Annotated in this window: 13 protein-coding genes and 1 pseudogene; 10 read left to right on the top strand and 4 right to left on the bottom strand. The window is 55.3% G+C overall.

Annotation, left to right across the window (positions count from 1 at the left end; all coding sequences use genetic code 11):
* The first annotated feature begins 78 nt into the window (after positions 1-78).
* From cpaB to DBV39_RS20590, 6 genes are read left to right on the top strand one after another with little or no spacing between them, the layout of a single operon-like run.
* Entirely contained in the window at positions 79-1092 is a 1014-nt protein-coding gene (gene cpaB / locus DBV39_RS06840) for a Flp pilus assembly protein CpaB (RefSeq protein WP_108620899.1), read from the top strand.
* Complete coding sequence (locus DBV39_RS06835) at positions 1092-2843, top strand: type II and III secretion system protein family protein (protein ID WP_108620898.1); 1752 nt, start codon at positions 1092-1094, stop codon at positions 2841-2843. Before cpaB ends, DBV39_RS06835 begins: the two co-directional genes overlap by 1 nt.
* Positions 2840-4465 (top strand): ATPase, T2SS/T4P/T4SS family, encoded by a 1626-nt coding sequence (locus DBV39_RS06830; protein WP_108620897.1) that lies wholly within the window; start codon positions 2840-2842, stop codon positions 4463-4465. Before DBV39_RS06835 ends, DBV39_RS06830 begins: the two co-directional genes overlap by 4 nt.
* Before the next feature lie 31 nt (positions 4466-4496).
* Positions 4497-5369 (top strand): type II secretion system F family protein, encoded by an 873-nt coding sequence (locus DBV39_RS06825; RefSeq protein ID WP_159078846.1) that lies wholly within the window; start codon positions 4497-4499, stop codon positions 5367-5369.
* The gene (locus DBV39_RS06820; protein WP_108620895.1) at positions 5366-6250 is read left to right on the top strand and encodes a type II secretion system F family protein; all 885 of its coding nucleotides are present in this window, start codon (positions 5366-5368) and stop codon (positions 6248-6250) included. The genes DBV39_RS06825 and DBV39_RS06820 overlap by 4 nt, the downstream gene beginning before the upstream one ends.
* Complete coding sequence (locus tag DBV39_RS20590; protein ID WP_108620894.1) at positions 6240-6599, top strand: DUF192 domain-containing protein; 360 nt, start codon at positions 6240-6242, stop codon at positions 6597-6599. The genes DBV39_RS06820 and DBV39_RS20590 overlap by 11 nt, the downstream gene beginning before the upstream one ends.
* A gap of 84 nt (positions 6600-6683) precedes the next feature.
* Here the strand turns inward: DBV39_RS20590 and DBV39_RS06810 are convergent, their stop codons facing one another.
* From DBV39_RS06810 to DBV39_RS06800, 3 genes and pseudogenes are all read right to left on the bottom strand, one after another.
* Complete coding sequence (locus DBV39_RS06810) at positions 6684-7490, bottom strand: BPSS1780 family membrane protein (protein ID WP_108620893.1); 807 nt, start codon at positions 7488-7490, stop codon at positions 6684-6686.
* A pseudogene (locus tag DBV39_RS06805) lies at positions 7490-8466 on the bottom strand (homoserine kinase). Before DBV39_RS06805 ends, DBV39_RS06810 begins: the two are co-directional and overlap by 1 nt.
* Positions 8467-8751: 285 nt before the next feature.
* The gene (locus tag DBV39_RS06800) at positions 8752-10107 is read right to left on the bottom strand and encodes an NAD(P)/FAD-dependent oxidoreductase (protein ID WP_227870847.1); all 1356 of its coding nucleotides are present in this window, start codon (positions 10105-10107) and stop codon (positions 8752-8754) included.
* 572 nt (positions 10108-10679) lie between these two features.
* Between DBV39_RS06800 and DBV39_RS06795 the strand changes: the two genes are divergently transcribed.
* Together DBV39_RS06795 and DBV39_RS06790 are read left to right on the top strand one after the other, a co-directional pair.
* The gene (locus tag DBV39_RS06795; RefSeq protein WP_108620892.1) at positions 10680-10892 is read left to right on the top strand and encodes a heavy-metal-associated domain-containing protein; all 213 of its coding nucleotides are present in this window, start codon (positions 10680-10682) and stop codon (positions 10890-10892) included.
* Between the two features lie 516 nt (positions 10893-11408).
* Positions 11409-12902, top strand: a complete 1494-nt coding sequence (locus DBV39_RS06790) for a hypothetical protein (RefSeq protein ID WP_159078845.1) — start codon at positions 11409-11411, stop codon at positions 12900-12902.
* A 63-nt stretch (positions 12903-12965) separates the two neighbouring features.
* On the opposite strand, the gene DBV39_RS06785 is transcribed toward DBV39_RS06790, so the two are convergent.
* Positions 12966-13760 carry a YdcF family protein gene (locus tag DBV39_RS06785; protein WP_108620890.1) on the bottom strand — a complete coding sequence of 265 codons (795 nt, stop codon included), beginning with the start codon at positions 13758-13760 and terminating at the stop codon, positions 12966-12968.
* A gap of 626 nt (positions 13761-14386) precedes the next feature.
* Between DBV39_RS06785 and DBV39_RS06780 the strand changes: the two genes are divergently transcribed.
* On the top strand, positions 14387-15301 hold the full coding sequence (locus DBV39_RS06780) for a YihY/virulence factor BrkB family protein (protein WP_108623147.1): 915 nt from the start codon (positions 14387-14389) through the stop codon (positions 15299-15301).
* 698 nt (positions 15302-15999) lie between these two features.
* Entirely contained in the window at positions 16000-17040 is a 1041-nt protein-coding gene (locus DBV39_RS06775; RefSeq protein WP_265416041.1) for a TAXI family TRAP transporter solute-binding subunit, read from the top strand.
* The last annotated feature ends 44 nt before the right edge of the window (positions 17041-17084 follow it).

Below are 17084 nucleotides of genomic sequence, written 5' to 3'. Positions count from 1 at the left end.
CTTGTGTACCGTGAGAGGTGGTATCTGGTCGAATCTGACCCACCCGCAAGTAACTAACTGTTTCAGTCAATCGCTCGTATGACATCATCTGCATCGCATCCCAATCCGGATAAAGTGTCGGCGGGGCCATCTTCTGGTCCGGCAGCGCCACCAGCCAAAGGAATGGCGGGGGCTGTTCAGCGCAGCCTGCCACCAGGTACCCAGGCCTCGCAGGTCTCGACAGTCGTTTCTTCCCGGCACCGTCAACCCTCTGCACTCAGAAAATGGGGTTTGCGTCTGGCCGCGCCAGTCGTGCTTGCGGGCGCGACGATCTACGCAGTTAATCAGTATATGAACACCCGGCAATCCACGTCACCGGGGACCGAAGGCCCGACACTGGTCGAGCGCATCGTGGCGGCGGAAAACCTGCAATCAGGAATCGAAATTGATATTCATAATCTAGCCTTGCGGGAAGTCCCTCATAGTTGGGCGGGTCCTGATTCGGTTGCACCAGACGAGATCGAATCTTTACTGGGTATGCGTCTGACACAAGACCTCGCAGCAGGAACGCCGCTCACATTCTCCATGATCAGACGTGCCCAGCCCAACGAGTTTCTGGATCTTCTGGAACCTGGGCGCAGAGCCGTGACATTGCCGGTGGGCAGAATCACTGCAAGCGCTGGCCTGTTGCAGCCCGGGGAGTACATTGATCTCTTTGTTACGTTTGAGCATCGTGGACGGCGTATCACATCGCTGCTCATGAGCCAGATCCGGGTCCTGCATGTCAGTCGCTCTGATGGAGAGGGCTATCAAAATGAGCAGGAGCTCCTCACTCTCGATGTGACAACCGAGCAGGCCGCAAAACTGATTGCTGCACAGCAAGGTGGGGTTCTGACGGCGGTCCAGATGCCCGCGCCTGCATTGACAGATCAGGGGAGTGCTCATTCCCAGACTCGTACGTCTCGGTCAAGATCGGGTCAGACCCTCCATACGCGACCGGCGGCCAATCATCTGGCGGGTTTCGCGGGTGTTGAGGCGTCGTTTGAACAACTGGAGGTTCCGGACATTCTGTACGGAGATCAGGAATCTGCTTCAGCACAGGACCACTCGTGATGCGCGCATATCGGTTTGATGATCAAGGTATTCAGGCTGGCGCTGAGAGTGAAATCGGGGTGCACCGAATGGATTGCGAGCTTTCGGGGCGGAGGCAGTCGAGGCGCTCGGCGTGGATTGCCATGGCAGTCCAGATTCTACTGATTACAGCTCCCGGGATCGATCGGGTCTCTTGCGCAGGCAATGTTCCGAAGGCTGCGCGGGCGCAATCGCAGACGCAAGCGGCAAGATCTCTGATTTCTCGACAAGTGTCTGCAACTGGATCGGAGTCTGCCGCGGCTAACCAGAGTGTCTTGGAGCTTGAAGTCGGACATGCCCATGTGCTGAAGGTTCCAGGCGCACGACAGGTGGCGGTGGGCAACAGCCAGACACTACAGGCGACTGCGCACAACTCAAACGAAGTCATCCTTTTTGGCAAGCGTGCCGGTACAACCAGCGTAGATGTATGGAGTCAAAAGGGAGCGCGGCAATCATTTCGAGTCGTCGTGCATGCAGCTGACCGCTCACTGGTGCTTGATGAAATACAGTCGTTGCTCAAGGATGTGGGTACGGTCCGCGTCCTGACTGCAGGGAGTCACATTCTGTTGCAGGCAGAGTCGCTCACCAGTAGCCAGCGACAGATCGTTGACAGGATACTCGCAAGGTTTCCTGACGTTGTGGACATGACAGCGAGCATGAGTTGGGATCCCATGGTGATGCTGGATGTCATGGTCATCGAGATGCCGACGTACAAGCTGAGTGAACTAGGCGTGCGATGGCAGACGGCTCAAGGGTCGGGAGGCATTGCTGGTCTCGCATGGCAGACCGGACAGGCCTCGGCCTTCGGGCAAAGCGCTATGCAGCAGTTTGGCCTTGTGTCGACAGGTAGTGAGGTTAATAAGGGCGGTATAGGCAATTCTGGCAACGTCGGTAACGCCCCTGGTCGCATTGCCTCCTGGTTGGGGCTGAACACTGTTCTACATTCCGAGTTGCAGGCCATGGCTGACCGTGGCGAAGCGCTGCTATTGGCACAGCCCCAGCTCATGACTCGCAGCGGCAAGACAGCCTCGTTTCTTGCTGGTGGAGAGGTTCCGTACGCATTGACAGACGATAAAGGTCGCACCCACACAGAGTTCAAAAAGTATGGGGTTTCCCTGAGCGTCACACCTGAACTTGGAGAGCAGGGCCGGATAGTCGCGAGCGTGGAGGTGGAGGTCAGTGCGGTAGATTCATCGATCATCACGCCCGCAGGTCCGGCCATGCGGGTGCGCAAGGCCAATACCCAGTTCAATGCCTATTCGGGTCAGACCATGGTTCTGGCGGGATTCATGTCCAGCGATCGATCGAGTAACTATCGTGGAGCGCCGAGTCCGGAAGGTAGCTTTCTGGAGAGGTTGACGGGTGTTCAGGATGAGCGATCCAGGCAGACCGAGCTTGCCATTCTGGTTACACCAGTTATCACGCAGGCTGACGACCCGTCCATGCGTGACCGGGTGCGACGCGCTCAGACATTCGCACAGGTCGAGTCTGAGCCGTCTAGGCGATTGCTTGAACCCATCGCTGCAAATCAGGATGTGACGCGTGCTGACTGGATTGGTGAACACAGTGATGAGATTCTTGCGGGTCCAGCGGGTCAGGATCAATGGGGTGCACATGCAAACCAGTCAAGCCCGTGGGAGCAGTTTAAGCCTTCGATGCGCTCGGACCAGTGGGCCGATCAAGATGTCACTCGCACCATGCATGATTCCGACGGTCCGGGAGAGACGCCATGATCGAGATCTACCTTGATTTTGAGGATGGGACGAGTCGGATCGAGCGCATTGAGCCTCCCTGCCTCATCGGGCGCGATAGTGAATGTCACCTGCGTATCAACCACTGGAGAGTGGGGCGTGAGCATGTGCGATTGACGCGACTGGGAGAGTACTTGCAGCTTGAGGACATGGGCTCGCTGGGAGGTACGCGTGTCAACGGCACACGGGTGGCCCAGCACTTTCCGTTGCTACCCACCGATGATGTCGTATTCGGACCTTGCAGGATGAGGGTGCAATCAGGTTCGCTCATGGCGGAACTTGATCACGATGGATTTGCTCACTCGGGCGACTACGCAACATGCGATGCGGTCTCGGCTGTCGACAAAGCTGCAGTCGATCAGTCCTTGCGGGCCACGCTTCATGCAGCACTGGTGCGGCAGATGGACGTGCGCAAGCACGACCTGGCCAACCTGCCTGATGGCATGCTCCGGGAGCGGTGCGATGCCATTGTGCGAGACTTGATTGGGCAGCATGCGCCCGAGCTGAGCGAGTCGCGGCGAGAACACCTTGTCGGTGCGGTGGTATCGGATGCTGTGGGTTATGGCCCCCTGCAGAGCCTGCTTGAGGATGCGAGTGTCAGTGAAATCATGGTGAATCGTCACGACAGGATCTTCGTGGAGTCTGGTGGTCGTGTCCACTTGCACACGGCGACCTTCTCTAGCGAGGCGGCAGTGCGCTCGGTCATTGAGCGCATTATCTATCCGATCGGGCGTCGCATCGATGATGCAAGCCCCATGGTTGATGCTCGACTTCCAGATGGATCGAGGGTCAATGCTGTGCTCACGCCGATCAGTGTTGCTGGTTCCTGCGTGACGATTCGGAAGTTTCCCGTCAACCCTATGCGGCTTGCAGATTTACTTGACCGCGGATGCATCAGTCACAGCCTTGCCAGATTTCTGTGCCGCTGCATCGAGCAGCGCGTCAGTCTTCTGATTTCTGGTGGAACTGGCTCAGGCAAGACGACTTTGCTCAATGTGCTGACCAGTCAGGTGCCAGACCATGAAAGGCTGATCACGATAGAGGATGCAGCGGAGTTGCGGATAGAACATCCCCATGTGTTGAGTCTCGAGGCGCGGCCGAGCAACGCAGAAGGTCGAGGGGAAATCAATATTCGATCCCTGGTTCGTAACGCATTGCGGATGCGTCCGGACAGAATCATTGTCGGTGAGTGTCGTGGTGCCGAAGCCCTGGATATGTTGTCTGCCATGAATACGGGCCATGAAGGATCAATGAGCACGTTGCATGCGAATACGCCCAGAGACGCCGTGTCGAGACTTGAAACCATGGTTCTGATGGCAAGTGCCCAGTTGCCGTTGCTGGCTATTCGCGAGCTTGTTTCCCGGTCTGTCCAGATGATTGTGCAGCTTTCGCGCCTGCCAGATGGGTCGCGTATGTTGGTTGCAGTCGACGAAGTAACCGGGATGGAGTCCGGTCAGATACAGATGCAACCGATCTTGCGGTTTCATCGAGGCTCGCGCAAGTTCGTCTGGCAAGGAGTGGTGCCGAGCTTCGTGGAGAGTTGGCGTGAATGCGATGTCCCGGTGGATCCGGATTGGTTTGGGGATCAAACCGAGGCTGCCTGAGGCAGATCATATGGCAAACAGGAAAGAATTCATGAGCGATGAAATGGATATGGGACGCCTGACCATTCTGTTATGTGCAGGTGTCTCGACCGGTCTGTTGACGCTGAGTGTCCAGCGTAGTTTCGTGCGTGCCATGCAGCGGTATCGCGAACGTTATACACATGATGCGGCCCACAACTTGCGCGATCTGTACGTGTTTCTTGATGTCAAGCTGCTCTGGCCGGCCATGGCATGGCTAGCCGTCACCGTGTTTTTTTTCTCGTTGTGGCTGGGGGCGAACGGGTTCATTGCTGTGTTACTCGCGGTGACCTGCCTGACGGCACCTGGCTTACTGATTCGCTACGCCAAATCTCGGCGGCTAAAGCGCTTTGAGGGGCAGTTGCCAGATGCGCTGCAGTCCCTGTCTTCATCACTGAGCGCAGGAACTAGTCTCGTTTCCGGACTACAGATGCTGGTGCAGTACTCGCCGGCCCCCTTGGCACAGGAATTCTCGGTTGTTGCACGCGAGATCAGACTCGGTGTGAGTCTGGAGAACGCTCTGCAACATCTGATGATGCGCATGCCTTGCCCAGGGGTCCGGGCAGTGGGCGCAACCATGATGGTCGCGGTTCAGACCGGTGGTCCAATGGCTGACATGCTATCCCGCACGGCGTCGAGTCTGGTCAGTGAGCACCAAGTCCAGCAACGAGCCCAGGCACTGATGTCACAGGGCTGGATGCAGGCATGGGTGATGGGTTGTCTGCCTGTTGGATTGATGATGGTGCTTGCGCAGATGGATGATCGCTTCTGGCCGATGCTGGTTCAGACAACTCCGGGGCAGTTACTGTTGCTGACACTCGGTGTGCTTGAAGGGCTGGGATTACTCTGGCTCAGAAGAATTGCACACCAGGTGGCTCATGGATGATGGATATGGCTGATGTGGTGGATGCCGGAGCGGACTCCGCGATGCTGCTTCTGCTGGTTGTCATGATCGGATGGAGTGTGCTTCTGATCTGGCTGTTTTCTGGTGTGCGAAGTAAGTCGAGAGCTGATAATCGAAATGGGTCTGGGCCAGTCGGAGGGACGGCTGCAGTACAGTCACCCATGGAGTGGGTTCGGAGTTTTACCTTGCGTCAGATGAGTTGGTCGATGCGCATAGCGATCGAGCGCAAGCTGATGCATGCCGGGTTGATTCGCTGGCAGGTGACCGATCTTGTTTTGCTTCATGTCGGGTGCGTTCTGTGCGCAGGCATCCTGGGCGTTCTGTGTGAGGTGTCCACATGGATGATCCCTGTTTGCATGTTGATAGCAGTGTTTCTGATTGAGTCCTGGGTTGGTCAGCGTCAGCGGGCCTACAGTTCAAGGATCGCGATGCATCTGCCCGGGTTTCTAGACATGCTGTGTTTGTGCCTGAGTGCCGGCATGAGCTTCAATGCTGGCTTGTTGGTGGTGCTGAAGTACATGCCTGACGGTCCGTTGCGTATGTTGTGGCGCGACTGGCTGTTTGACGTGCGAGCGGGCAGCACCCGTGTCGAGGCTCTTACTCGTCTCATGAACAAGAGCACCCAGGGCTCACTTCAGCGCCTGTGTATCGCGATGATTCAGGCAGAGCGGACTGGCTCGGCGTTGGCGGCCAGCCTCCATTCCCAGTCTGGTCAGCTCAGACAGGATCATCTACTGGCGGCAGAGCGTAGGGCTGCTCAGGCACCCATGCGGATGTTGTTGCCGCTGGTGATGTGCTTCTTTCCCAGTACGTTTCTTGTGTTGGCATTCTCGATCTGGGTCGGAGTGGCGGATGCTTTCTAAGCCAGAAACAATCTCACTGGAGGTAGCTGGCACCTGGCGTACGCGTCTTGCTGGCCTGCTCGGCGTGCGAACTATGTCAGGCACTCAGGGGCTCTGGATACGACCATGTAACGCAGTGCACACATTCGGAATGCGCTTTGATCTCAGCATATATTTTCTGGATCAATGTGACCAGATTGTACGTGTCTATCCTAGGGTGTCACCTGGTCGAATGCTTGTTTGTGCGCAAGCTTGCTCTGTCATCGAATTGATAGCTCTGCAGTCAGATCAGTGTCTTTGCGAACAGTTACGACGCCTGAAAGCGGCCATTCAGCAACAGCGAAAGATTGATTCACCTATGCACATCTGAACCTCCAGGCGCGGTGAATGAACAGTCTTGTCGAGTGACCAACTGTGATCGCAAGCCCCTGGCTTTAGCCATGGGGTGGTTCAGTCAGCGCTCTGTGCCTGAAGTGGATTGATCGATCTCTCGCGCAATCCTGTCCTGTCCGAATACGGTGATATATGTCGGATAGAAGCTGCAATACAGCACACTACCTGCCAGAATGTTGGCGGGAACCTGCAGCGCAGCGATAAGACTTATCGGGATACCGATGGAGATCATGATACCTAGCAGCAGATCTACCCCGCTGAAAATGAATGCCCAGATCACGGCGTACACGACCAGTGCCCACTTGTTTCGCCAGCACGCGACCGCACTGAAAAAAAGAGACTGCGAAATGGTTGTTCCATGCCAGCCAATCAGAACCGGGGCATACCAGAACAATGCCGCCAGTAAGAAATAGAACACCCCGAAAATCATCATGGGCGTATTCAGTGCTTCCATGAGCGGAGCGAGGTCTTCTGTATCGACCACAATTTGCATGGCTTCAGACAATTGCGCCGAGAACGGAAGAAAGGCAATGAGACCCGCAATCAGGCAGATGGCAACATAGATTCCGCCAAGTTTGATCAGCTTTCGGAACAGGCCTTTTTGTTTCAGTGGCGCAAACCACTCTGAAGGTAGTAGCCGCTTGCCGGTGTGTACGCTACGGCACGCCGACAAGGTCAGGTATGTGATGGTTGGTACGAAAGCGATGAAAATTAGCGGGCCGATCGGTGCTGCCATCATCGAGAAGATCAACACCAGGCTGATCAGCATTGTCCAGGTCAGAATGGCAGCTGGCTGGAGTCGGAACAGCTCCCATCCCATTCTGATCCATTGCCATCCAGCGGCAGCAGGCAAATTAACAGCTTGCATCAGTACTTCTCGAGTAAAGGTTCGATCACACTCTCGGTGCGAAGTCGCAAAATGCGTTCGAACTGAGTTGGATCATGTGGTTTGAGCGTTTCCGCAGGTCGCGGGTTGTAAAAGTCAAAAAGCCGCGAAATCCAGAACCGCAAGGCGGCTGCCCGGAGAAACTGTGGCCAAACTGCACGTTCACAAGGCTCGAACGACCTGATCGACGTGTATCCGCGCAACCAGGCGTTCAGAAGGACTGAGTCCAGTTCACCGGTCTCGATATCGACGCACCAGTCGTTGACGGCGACGGCCAGGTCGAAGAGCCAGTGATCACATCCTGCAAAATAAAAATCGATCACTCCCCCATTTCAGGAGCTTCTGGAGTGCCACTAAACAGCACGTTGTCTCTGAAATAGTCGCAATGGGCTGGACCCGCGGGTAAGGTATCCAGTTTTCCGTCAGCAGCGAGTTCAGTCTGGTCGAGCAGGGTACTTTCAAGCAAGTCGCGCTGGCTCCTGGACAGGTGATGGATGATTTTGGGAGCTGTGACTTTCCACCAGTCGAGCCCCCGAAGATTAGGCTGGTGAATCACAAAGTCTTTGGCCGCGAGATGCGTTTGCGCCATGGTGCGTGCAGCAATTTCGCAATGAGCGGCCGAAGGCTGACGCACCCATCCACCCGCTAACCGGGTCACGATGATAGCCGGCTTGTCGTGAAGGTTGCTGATGCGCACTCCATCACGACGAGTCTGAGGCATCGGCACAGGGACTTGGCGGCTGGCAAGGTGGTGCATGAGTTCGACGTAAAAGGGCAGTTGGGCTGCTTCCAGTACCTCAAACACAGTCAATACAAACTCGCCTTGCGAGGTGGTGAGAAAAAAATTCGAGTTCTCGATTCCGGCAGGAATGCCCGTCAGACTGACGAGTGAGCCCAGATCGTAGTCAGCTAGCAACTGATTCGCGTCGCTTTCGCTGACATGTGTGAAGACAGCCATGAGTGTGGTTTCAGGTTATGGACCACGAACGATGTGGTCTGCAATGAAATCAGGAGAGGTTCATAAAGTAATCAACAGCCGCACTTGCCAAGCCTATCGTGTCGCTGGTTTCTGGTCCGGCCGATTCTCTGTCAGGCAGTTGTTGCAGGAGACTGGACCATAGGTGGCTTGTGATTCCCGTTGGAGCAGATTGTAGACCAGTGGGCTGTTGGAATCAGTTCTGCGCATCTCTTGCTCACTAAATAACATGTCGAATCATTTCGCAACCGCAGAATGCCAGGGCGCTCACTCAGTCAGAAACTTCCAGGCACCCCTGAAAGTGAACAATCGGGCTGGATTGGCTTTCTCTTCGAGTACCAGACTCATCCGGTTAACGAGTCTTGGACTGGCGTTGCCACGCCTGATGGCCAGGTTGATCAGCCATGGCATCTGGTTGATGATGTTGGCACGCTGGTAAATTGCAAACTTGGGTCGAATGCTATCGAGTGCCTGTTGATACGCTTGACTGACTTTTACTTGATCAGACGTGTTGGACAGAATCGCCTGTGCGGCGAGCATGCCAGTTTCCATGGCCTTGCCAATTCCTTCTCCTGTCAGTGCGTAAGTGCTACCGAGTGCCTCGCCGGTGACCAGCATCCCTGGTCTGGATGGAGAGGCCCCTTCCAGCGAACAACGTAGTGGCGCCCCTTTGATGTCTGCAACAATCTCACCTCCCTCGACGAGATCGCGCACGCGAGGGCTACTCTGCACAAATCGTTCAAAAAGTCCATGTAGATTCAATTTATTGGTTCGAGCGGGAGATCCGCTGACCATGTGTCTGATCTTGTCCTTGAGCGTCGGGTTGTGCATGCCATACAGGCCCACGCCGACATTGAACAGTCCGTCAGGGGCTGGAAACACCCAGCCATAACCTGGGGCGTAAGACCGGTGCCAGCTGATCTCCAGGTGTTCGAGCCGGTCGGCCCAGTCAGGGTTGCGCACATATGTCCGGAGCGCCATCGCAGATGGCAATGAGCGTTCGCAGACCTGGGCCGCTTTCAGTGGACCTGCAGCGGCGCCTGTTGCCAGGATGACCCAGCGGGCGCGCAGATCCAGTTGAGACCCTGTTGCCCTGTCGCCGATGGTGATATTCGCACCAACTACCTGCTCTTGTCCCTGGCTGTCTTGCTCGGTTAGCACCGCATTGAAACGAGCCGATGCAATCATCTCGGCACCCTCGTCGAGTGCCTTTCTGACCAGGATCATGTCCAGATCCCTTCTGGGCAGCACGGCAAGCTTGCCTGGAATATGTAGCGTTCCGCCAGCCGGACCATGACACGCGAGACCTTTGACAAGTGTTGCCCGTTCCAGGACAGTGTCAAGCACCCCAAGGGCTTCGAGTGCTTGCAGGCTGTCAGGTATGAGTCCGTCACCGCACACTTTGTCACGCGGGAAAGTGTGCTGGTCGATTATTCGCACTTGTCTGCCTGCTCGTGCGAGCGTGATCGCAGCTGCACAACCCGCAGGTCCTGCGCCAATGATGAGAACCTCCGAATCTGCTTTGATTGGTTGGTCAAATGTCGGATCAACAGGCGGACTGTTGGAGCGATCGACATTGACATCAGAGTTGGTCATGCCGGCGGGCAAAGGTGTATGGATCATGGTGGTTCAATAGCAGCGAGTTGGCAGTAGTGTAAGCAATCTGTGCATGTGACAAGCGACGTAAGTGGATACCAGTAAACGTACCAGGCAGGGAAGGCTTCCATTGGGTTGTTGCTTAGCCCCGAGCTCGAACGAGATTTCTGGAGGATCGCTATCTGACATCGCAAAAGTAGTGCTCGTCGGACAGGATAGAGCGATCGTGCGTAATCAAGGACGTACAACATATGAGTTTTGGTGGATGGAGACGACGTGTGGACGTATGATGCCACTTGTCAGTAATTATCTAGAAGTTCTCTTTGTCGCTGTCAGAGCAACTGTCAGCGAGCACAGCCGCGCAAGAGAGAGTCTGGTTTCTCTGCCGACAGTCCAGTCGCCTGATCACCCGCATAGTTTCGGTATGATCAACGGTTCACACGCGCGGAAGTAGCCAGAGGTTGTCCGTTCTGTTTGGGCTCCATTGCAAGGACGTACGAACGAGCCACCGCATTTGATTTGCTATCTATCCTGACGCTAGCCGGGCCGCGCGTGAGCCTGATTCGATTAATGTTTTTATATAATCTTGGAGACTCTTCATGAAGTTTCATGTTCCAGATATGAGTTGCAATCATTGTGTTGCCAGCATAACCAAAGCCATCAGGGAAGTGTCCTCAGATGCACACGTGGTTTGTGATCTGCATGAACGGATCGTCGAAGTTCTGAATCTGGTCGAGAAGTCTCCTCAGGAGATCATTGCAGTGCTTGATGAGGTGGGTTACGAAGCTACATTGATCGAGGCACAGGCCTGAGGCGGTCAAGCGATTATGATCCTGACAGGTGATCGGGACTCACGTGAACTATCCTGAATTTCGGGACGGCGTTGTATCACCATTCGGTGCCGCTCTAATTTGATGAACAGATTGACCATGCCAGAGTTGCCTTGCAGTCGTCCAGCCATGATTGTTGTTACCCCCGTAGATCGAAACTCGCGTCGATACAAACGTTGTGCTGGTCAGCAATCCGCGCAATCAAGGTTGCGTTCGATCAGCAGGCGTTTTGGCGTCGCGCCGATTCTGGCGAGCAGTCTGATCGCTGCTTCTGCTGGACTGGCTTTACCTGCAGTAGCCGACGCCCAGGGCACAGGACAGACCCCTGAGACGAGTTCTGGAGTTATCTCGAAGACTCCTGGCAATCCATCTACCTCGTCCACTGGCTCAGGATCGGTTTCATCATCAGGTATTCAACGGCGGGAACAAAGCAGGTCAGGAGCTGGCAGGTATCCGAAAGGCCGGTATGAGACGGGCCGCTATGGCGATCCTCACGGAATGTACTCACCCTGGGTGCCTGCTGATATACCTGCCAGCAATCAAGCTGATCGTATCGTTCCGTCCGGAAGCGTGTTTCATAATACCTTCGAGGTGTGGCGTTTGCCTGGGGGCGAGCGCATGGGCATGCTCGGGTCGAATCTGCTGTTTGATGTTCACGAGAACCTCCGGCTAGGCGTTGGGACCTACGGTGCATTGACAGGCAACCGGGGTGGCTTCATCACACTCGGATTTGCCGGCGAGGCGCGTCAGGAAGTCTCGGAGAGCTGGCAGCTCAACGGTGGTCTGTTCGTCGGTGCCGGGGGTGGGGCTGGAGGACTTGAGCTAGCCGGTGGCGGTTTCATGTTTCGGGCATCTGGTGGTCTGACATACAAGATGGGCAGGCTGGGCAATATCGGGGTTGGCGTTTCATGGGTCACGTTTCCGACCGGGTCGGTCAAGAGCGTGCAGCCGTACATCATGTATGAGTATCCTTTCTACACGGCTCTGACCAAGGGCTGGCCAAAAGGGAATCTGGGTCCGAAGGGCGGCCTGATGGCGCCGGCAAACAGGCAGGAGTTCGCGGTCGGATGGACCGGATACAAGATCCCTTCGTCAGTCAAGAATAGCGGTGGGGGCGTGCAGAACGACACGATGCAGCTGGTTGGGGCAAAGTGGACGTCCTACCTGGACGATCGATGGTTCATGACAGTGGGTGCGGATGGTGCCTTTGCTGGTGACAGTGCCGGATACATGCAGATTCTGGGTGGTCTCGGATACCGGATTCCGCTTGGAGAATCGACCGGACTGAAGGTCTACGTCAACGCAGGTCCTGCTGGTGGTGGCGCGGTGGCAACCGGTGGCGGTCTGATCTACGGCGGCGGGATAGCGTTGCAGCAGATGATTACCGATCGCTGGGCACTTGAACTGGCGCTGGGCGGCATGAAGGCTGGATCTGGTGATTTCAAGGCCATGCAACTCGGGCTGAATCTGAGCTATGTTTTTGGGACGCCCAGAATTGCACGAGGTGATCAGCCTCTGGTCAATCTCTCTTCCTATCGGGCTTCTCCCGTTCGTATTCGGGCATTAAACCAGACCTACCTCAAAGCCGACGATAACTGGCGCACCCAGTCCACCAACTCGCCTGTGAATAACATGGGCGTTGCGCTGGACTATTTCATCAATCGCAACTTGTATGTGACTGGACAGGGTCTGGCCGCCTACACGGGGGATGCTGGGGCGTACATGACAGGTCTGCTCGGGCTAGGTGTCCAGGCCGACCTTTCCAGCAAGTGGTTCCTGACTGCCGAGGCTCTGGTTGGTGCAGGCGGGGGAGGCTCTCTGGCGACTGGTAACGGCTCTGTCTGGCAAGTTAACGCCGGTATTGGCTACCGGATCACTGACAATCTGGCTTTCACGCTGACCGGAGGACGCATTCAGGCACCTACCGGTGATTTCAAGGCCAATGTGATTGGCGCGGCGCTGTCCTATCGATTCGGTGTGGTCACCAAATAGCTCATTCATGTTCCTGGCTATGCTTGTGAGTAAGCCTGGATCCTTGGGATGGGTGTGCGAGTTTCAATAGTCTATGAGATAGGCAAGCCACTCTTTCAGGGCAACCTCGGACTGGCTCAGGGCGCTTGCACTGGGCAACCAGGGCAGCGCGTGGAGCATCAGGCCATGACTTCTCCAGTCTGTCGGAAAACCTTCAGCATCAATCCTGAGTGTTTGGGCATTGCGGATTGCTCTGGGCATGTGGCTGGCCGAAGTGACCAGCGCCAGCGGCCCATTGATGCCGTGTTGTTTGAGCAGAGCGTCTGTGTACAGAAAATTTTCTCGAGTTGTTCGGGAGCGCTCTTCGACCAGAATGTCCTCGGCCGGCACACCGAGATGGATCAGCAACTCCCGAGTGCTTGAAGCTTCGCTGGGCCTGTCGGTATCTTCGAGGCGCCAGTTGCCACCAGTGATGATGATCCTGGGCGCCACGCCTTCTCGATACAGTTGTGCTGCATAGAGAATCCGGTCAACGGCGTCACCGAAATCTGCATGCCCGAAGGTGCTGGCAATCGAGGACGGGAAAGACTGTCCAGCGCCGCCCAGAAGCAGAATGCCAGCAAAGGGTTGCTGTACAGATCGCTGCGCCACAATCTGATGAGCCTGGTGTTCCAGGCCACGGTGTAACCACGCTGCCACGCCCGGGAGTGCAAAAAATATCAGCTGCAGACAAGCCAGCAGGATGACCCAGGTCCGGAACTTGCGGGCCTGGTGAAAGACAAGCAGAACGAAAGACAAGAGCGCACAGGCTGTAAACGCACCCATCGGTGATGCGAGCCAGGTCAGAAATTTGATCAGGGAGTTCAGGTCAAATGACATGGTTTAGATAGAATGATTCGGACGGGTTGGTTGAGAAGTGGCGGTGTGCGTAAACGGCAAATCGCCCCTGCACGCAATCAGTCTGGCAGCGTCACACCGCGATACGCGAGATCCCTGGGATGACAGCAGCGAATCCATACCGACTGGCGTTTCTTTCTCGCTTTGTCAGATATGCCATTACCACGCGATCGAGTGTATACCGCTATCTAGTCGGTTGTGGACAGGTGCGCTGTTCTTCATGATTCTGAAAGTATTCTCGCAGACTATCCCGTTCTTTATCTCAAGCATATAGTCCTGGCCATTGGTGTACACCAAGGGCTGACTCAGATTGAATTCCTGACTGGGGTAAACTAAGCAGGGTTTCGCCTTGCTCAGTGCCGGGTGGCAACGTTGCTGGCCCTTAGGCAATGGCTGCGTGGGCGTCGACGAAGTACTGGCGGATCGCAATTGGTCACCAGCAATGCTGCGAATTCCTCATCCAGAACGTTGAAGGTGCTCGAATTCCAGTTGAGCATGAGCCCATTTTTCGTGAAACTTTGACCGTCAGATCATGAAATGTTCTACGGGTAACTGGTTCGCAGCGATTGTGCAAGTTAATTGCACCGCAGAACAATTATGATTTCGCAATGCAGAAAAACTTAACCCATATCTATCGCCACTGGCTCGGTGTGTTTCGCACTACGCTCAAGATCTGGCTTGAAGGGCGTGTGTTCGTGCACGCGGCAGCACTCGCCTTTTTTACAGTCTTTTCAATCGCACCTGTGCTGATAGTTGCTGTCATGCTGGTCGGCCTGGTGTTTGACGAGAACGTTGCGCTAGTTCAGTTGACTGATCAGTTGCGAGCAACCATCGGAGATCAGGCTTCTCTGGCTGTCCAGACGGCGATAGAGAACAGCAGGATCGAGAAGGCCGGTATGTTGCCGGCCATCGCTGGATTTGGGGCGATGCTATTCGGCGCGACAACCGTGTTTGCCCAGATGCAGGGTGCACTTAATTCAATCTGGGGTGTGGCACCCAAGCCAACACAAAGTGGCATTCTTGTTTACGTCATGCGACGGTTGTTATCGCTGACGGTGGTACTCGGTATCGGATTTGTGATGCTTGTCTCGATGACCTTGAGTGTGGCAGTCAGGGCGACAATTGAGTTCACGCAGAACTGGTTGGCGGTTCACTCTTTTTTAGTACTTGCGATCGACTGGGTCATTTCGTTGCTGGTGATCACCCTTTTGTTTGCGTCAATTTTCCGGATCCTGCCGGACGTGCTGCTCGAGTGGCGAGACGTTCTTGTGGGCGCATTCGTCACTGCGCTGCTATTTGTCACCGGGCGCGCACTCATTGCAATCTACCTGTCGACGGCTGCCCCTGCGTCCACTTATGGTGCGGCAGGGTCTCTGGTTTTGCTTCTGATGTGGGTCAACTACTCGTCTCTCATTCTGCTTTTTGGCGCAGCTTTCACTCGAGCCCAGTTAGAGGCTAGAGGAGGCACGATTCGGCCACGCTCGAACGCCGTATGCGTTAGTTATCAGGTTGTCGCTGACTGAGTATCGACGACCGAAGTGCAGGGTCTGCCCAGTCGAAAAGTATCCGTTTACTTGACTACCTACAAAGGCGCAGACGGCTCTCGCTTGTTTCCTGTCCTCATCGGTTACTGCGTCTGTAGTGCACCGCGTGATCAGGCTTCGATCAGGTCTGGTGTTGCCCACAATGCCTGATCGCTAGGTGGAGTAGGACCTCTAGATATTTCCTTAAGAAAATCGTAATGAACCCCTCGTTAGCTGGGTGTTGCGGTCTGGAGCGCGGTGCAGTCACCACAGGAACAAAGTATTTTCGTATCAGGAATTACCCGTTTTTTGGGCCGGGAAGCTTGACCATACTTGAGCCAGGTTGCATCGTACAGGCACTTGGGTAGAGATTGTCTGGGAAGCACTGCTTCATCATACAAACTTTGCAGGCAGCAGAAACAGGAAATGCTGGTCCGAATGAGTTGTGTTTGTGGATTTCGGCCATCACCCGACTAAAAAGATTGCCGTCATTGCCCAAGTTTAAATTTGACCGCCAGAAAGGCGTATCGATGTTGTGTAGTTGTACGGCAGGGTGACCTGCAGCAGAAAACCACAAGGAGGAGGCAACACATGAAACATCCCAAGCAACAACGGGCTCAGCGTCACATCACAGGCATTGCAGCATGTCTGCTGATGGCATTTGGTGCTGGTGCGGCGGCGCAGAATCTGCCCCCAGCATGACCTGGTCGTCCTACGATGTAGGGTCTGCCGGATACGCAGAAGCATCGGCGATGGCCGATGCATTCGGTAAAAAGTATGGAACCAAAGTCCGGATTCAACCATCAGGTTCGTCGATCGGACGTCTTCAGCCAGTTGTACAGAAGCGGGCCGATGTTGGTTTTCTGGCAACGGAAGCTTTCTTTGCAACGGAAGGGACCGAGGACTTTGCCGCCAAACGCTGGGGGCCTCAGGACTTGAGAGTGCTCGCCGGACGTCCATCTTCGTTTGGCATGCCCACTGCAAAGGATGCCAACATCAAGACGTTTGAAGACCTTCGGGGCAAGCGTCTGGCTCTGGTTGCAGGCAACCCATCTCTCAACGTCAAGTGTGAGGGTTACATCAGCTTTGGTGGTCTGACCTTTGACGACGTTGAGATAGTGATGTTTCCGACTTATGCTGCTGGCATGAGTTCGATCGCTGCGGGTCAGTCCGATGCGACATGCACGACGACTACGCCAAGCCAGATGTATGAACTGGCCGAGTCGCCCCGTGGCATTCACTGGCTCGGTGTGCCGACAGATGACAAGAAAGGTTGGGACAGGATGCAGGCGGTTGCTCCTTATCTTGGCCCCATTGTCGAAACAGTTGGTGCTGGCCTGTCCAAGGATAATCCGGTGGAGATTGTGTCCTATCGCTACCCGGTTCTTATCGCACGGGCCGACATGACCGATGAGCAAGCGTACAACTTTGTTAAAGCGATGGACGAGACTTTCGATATGTACAAGGATGCGACGGCCGTCATGCCACGCTGGAACCTTGAACAATCAGGTAAGCCGCCAGCCGATGCTCCTTATCACCCAGGTGCGATCAAGTACCTGAAAGAGAAGGGGATCTGGGACGACCAGGCAGAAAAGTGGAATGACGCCCGTCTCAAGCGCCTGAAGGCCCTGCAGGCAGCTTGGGAGACCACCATGAACGAAGGCAAGGATCTGCCTGACGAGAAGTTTGCTGAACTGTGGCAGAAAAATCGTAGTGCAGCCTTGGCCAGCTTGAACTGAAGGTGACCGTGGTGTCCTCTGTCAAGATGACACCACCTGCCTTT

This window comes from Orrella marina, from assembly GCF_003058465.1.
Taxonomy (GTDB): domain Bacteria; phylum Pseudomonadota; class Gammaproteobacteria; order Burkholderiales; family Burkholderiaceae_B; genus Algicoccus; species Algicoccus marinus.
This window is presented reverse-complemented; position numbering and strand designations above follow the sequence as displayed.